The organism is Idiomarina sp. UBA3162 (genome assembly GCF_002364475.1).
In the GTDB taxonomy this organism is placed as follows: Bacteria; Pseudomonadota; Gammaproteobacteria; order Enterobacterales; family Alteromonadaceae; genus Idiomarina.
Map to the genome: position 1 here is coordinate 20,521 of NZ_DEYI01000044.1, position 2,743 is coordinate 23,263.

General features: G+C 48.8%; 2 protein-coding genes and 4 tRNA genes. 1 reads left to right on the forward strand and 5 read right to left on the reverse strand.

All coding sequences use genetic code 11. The features are described 5' to 3' along the window. Positions 1–133: 133 nt before the first annotated feature. Positions 134–1,003: a DMT family transporter gene (locus B2X00_RS05040; protein WP_290486374.1), complete on the reverse strand. Its 870-nt coding sequence runs from the start codon at positions 1,001–1,003 to the stop codon at positions 134–136. A gap of 115 nt (positions 1,004–1,118) precedes the next feature. On the opposite strand from B2X00_RS05040, the gene B2X00_RS05045 reads away from it, so the two are divergent. Next, complete coding sequence (locus B2X00_RS05045) at positions 1,119–2,210, forward strand: FAD-dependent monooxygenase (protein ID WP_290486375.1); 1,092 nt, start codon at positions 1,119–1,121, stop codon at positions 2,208–2,210. Between the two features lie 79 nt (positions 2,211–2,289). On the opposite strand, the gene B2X00_RS05050 is transcribed toward B2X00_RS05045, so the two are convergent. The 4 genes from B2X00_RS05050 to B2X00_RS05065 all read right to left on the reverse strand — a co-directional run bounded on the left by B2X00_RS05050 (position 2,290) and on the right by B2X00_RS05065 (position 2,675). Beyond that, positions 2,290–2,376: transfer RNA gene (locus B2X00_RS05050), tRNA-Leu, on the reverse strand. Between the two features lie 12 nt (positions 2,377–2,388). Further along, a tRNA-Gln gene (locus B2X00_RS05055) sits at positions 2,389–2,463 on the reverse strand. Between the two features lie 30 nt (positions 2,464–2,493). After that, positions 2,494–2,568, reverse strand: a tRNA-Gln gene (locus B2X00_RS05060). Positions 2,569–2,590: 22 nt separating this feature from the next. Next, positions 2,591–2,675: transfer RNA gene (locus B2X00_RS05065), tRNA-Leu, on the reverse strand. Positions 2,676–2,743 lie beyond the last annotated feature (68 nt).

The window sequence follows — 2,743 nt, forward strand, 5'->3', positions numbered from 1 at the left end:
GTTCATCTGACAACCCCAGGTTTTTACGTATAACTTTTTGCTCATGGTGACTCAATCAATTGCTGGAATTTGGAAACTTCAAATTGGGCGCGTATTTTACCTGTTCTATTGGGTAAAAGCCAACCATACCGCGTTAACTTTTGCGACGAGTGCGTATAGCGAAGTAGCCGGCAATAATAATGATGATAGCGCCCCAAAACATATGCCAAGCGATCACCTCATCGAAGAACAGATAGCCGAGCAAGGCCGCAAACATTACAGAGGTATACGTGAATACGCCTACTTTGGCAGGCGGAGCAATCGAAAACGCTTTAGTCATCGCGAGTTGCCCGTAAACAGCCAACGAACCCATAGCAATAACGCCAAGCCAGTCCTCGTAAGGCATCGGCTGCCATAACCAAATTAAAGGGATAGCACTGGCAATGGTGGCATAGGTCGAAAAATAAAAGACGATTTTACTGGTGGATTCGGTAACCGACATTTTTCTAATCACCGTTTTGGTGAATGCAGCAAAAACCGCCGCGACAAACGCAACCCCAACGATGGGCGATATACTCGCTTGCCAGGGGCTTAAGAAAATAAACACGCCGACAAAGCCTAACAAAATGGCTAACCAGGTTTGTCGTGCGACATATTCTTTTAACCAAACCCGACCAATAATTGGGATTAAAAAGGGTGACAACAACAATACCAGTGTTGCTTGAGCGAGTGGAATAGTCGCTATAGCGAAAAAGAACAGGTACATAGCGGCAACACCAGCGGTACCTCGCAACAGGTGCAACCCTAATTTCTCAGTTCGTAACGCACTTGGACCTTTACGTAAAAGCCAGGGTAGCAACACAATAAACGCCATGACGTTACGAAAAAACACCAGTTGCGCAAATGATTGATCATCGCTTAAGTGCTTCACTAATGCACTTACACCAGCAAAACTCGCTTCTGCTGAGAGAATAAAGCAAGACGCGATGACGACATTTCGAGTTGATACGGCGTTTGAATGCATTGAGCTAGCGCAAGTTGATAATCCAATAATGCATATAGTAACGGAAAACAGCGCGCTTTTATGTTAAAAATAGCGGCAATCGAAACAATCCATGGTGGCGACAGGAGTTACAGCGGTGACAATCTCGGTAGATTACCTAATCAACGGTGCTGGAATGGTGGGGGCGGCGGCAGGTTTAGCGTTGGCTCAGCAGGGTTACCGCGTGCTACTTGTAGATAACGCTGAAGCGCCGAAAAAAGCGGAACGTTGGGATATACGCATTTCGTCAGTCAATGACCATCATTGGCATTGGCTTTCTCAGCTCGGTGTTGCGGATTGCATTGATAAAGATAGAGTACTGCCTTACACGACACTGTCGGTTGCGTCGATCAACGGCACTCGCGCCGACTTTGATGCAAAAGAGGTGAATCGCGACCAATTGGGCGTGATGGTTGAAAACAATGCACTGCAGCGCGCGTTGTGGCGCTGCTTGAACCATTGTGAAACTGCGCAAATACGGGCTAACGATGCCATCAGTGAAATTGACTTAGCTAACCACAAAGCGGTTCTTGCGGGTGGCGCGTCGGTCCAATTTAATCGCTTACTTGGTTGTGATGGCGCTCATTCGCAAGTTGCGCGGGCGGCCGGAATTGGATATCGCGGCTGGGACTACGGACAAACGTGTGAGTTGGTCAATGTGATAACCGAACAGCCTATACCCTCGGCAACCTGGGAAGTATTCAAACCTGGCGGTCCGTTTGCATTACTCCCACTGGGTTGTAATGAAGCCTGTCTAATCAATTATCGACCCAGCAATACGCATCACACTACCGATCTGAAGCAACTATTTGAGCCGTTCATTGGTGCCTTTGATACCTATGCATCGGGGCAATTTCCATTACAGCGAAAACATGCATTACGTTATTGCGTTGGACCTGTCGTACTGATGGGGGATGCAGCTCACAGTATTCACCCGTTGGCGGGGCAGGGAGTCAATTTAGGCTTTGCCGATATTCGCTGTTTTATTGAACAGCAGGGTGATAGTCAGCGTTATGAACGTCAGCGTCGCAAAGCTAATGCGAAAATGATGCGGGCAATGGATATGATTCACTGGCACTTTGAAGATGCCAATCCTTTGAAACAGCGCATGGTTGCAGCGAGTTTGAAGTTGGCGCAAAGGAGCGTCATCAAGCAGGCAATTATTAAACAAGCGATGGGAATGAGCTAGTACTACAGAACATATCAGGAGCCAAAAACAAAAAAGCCACCGTAAAGGTGGTTTTTTAATGCAGAGTGTCCTAACAACTTGGTGCGGAGGGAGGGACTTGAACCCTCACGTCCTTGCGGACACTAGCACCTGAAGCTAGCGCGTCTACCAATTCCGCCACCACCGCAAGTGGTCATGTTGGCTGGGGCACCAGGGATCGAACCTGGGAATCGCGGGATCAAAACCCGCTGCCTTACCGCTTGGCTATGCCCCATCAACATATGGACGAACTCAAGCAACGCGTTGGCTGGGGCACCAGGGATCGAACCTGGGAATCGCGGGATCAAAACCCGCTGCCTTACCGCTTGGCTATGCCCCAACATAGTGTTGGTTCAGAGAGTTGGTGCGGACGGAGAGACTTGAACTCTCACGCCGTGAGGCACTGGAACCTAAATCCAGCGTGTCTACCAATTCCACCACGTCCGCATCATTATCAGTTAAAGGTTGGTGGCTACGGCGAGATTCGAACTTGCGACCCCAGCATTATGAGTGCT

Bases quoted from the DNA above. Each gene is read 5' to 3' on its own strand.
- B2X00_RS05040 (WP_290486374.1), bottom strand. From the start codon at position 1,003: ATGCATTCAAACGCCGTATCAACTCGAAATGTCGTCATCGCGTCTTGC.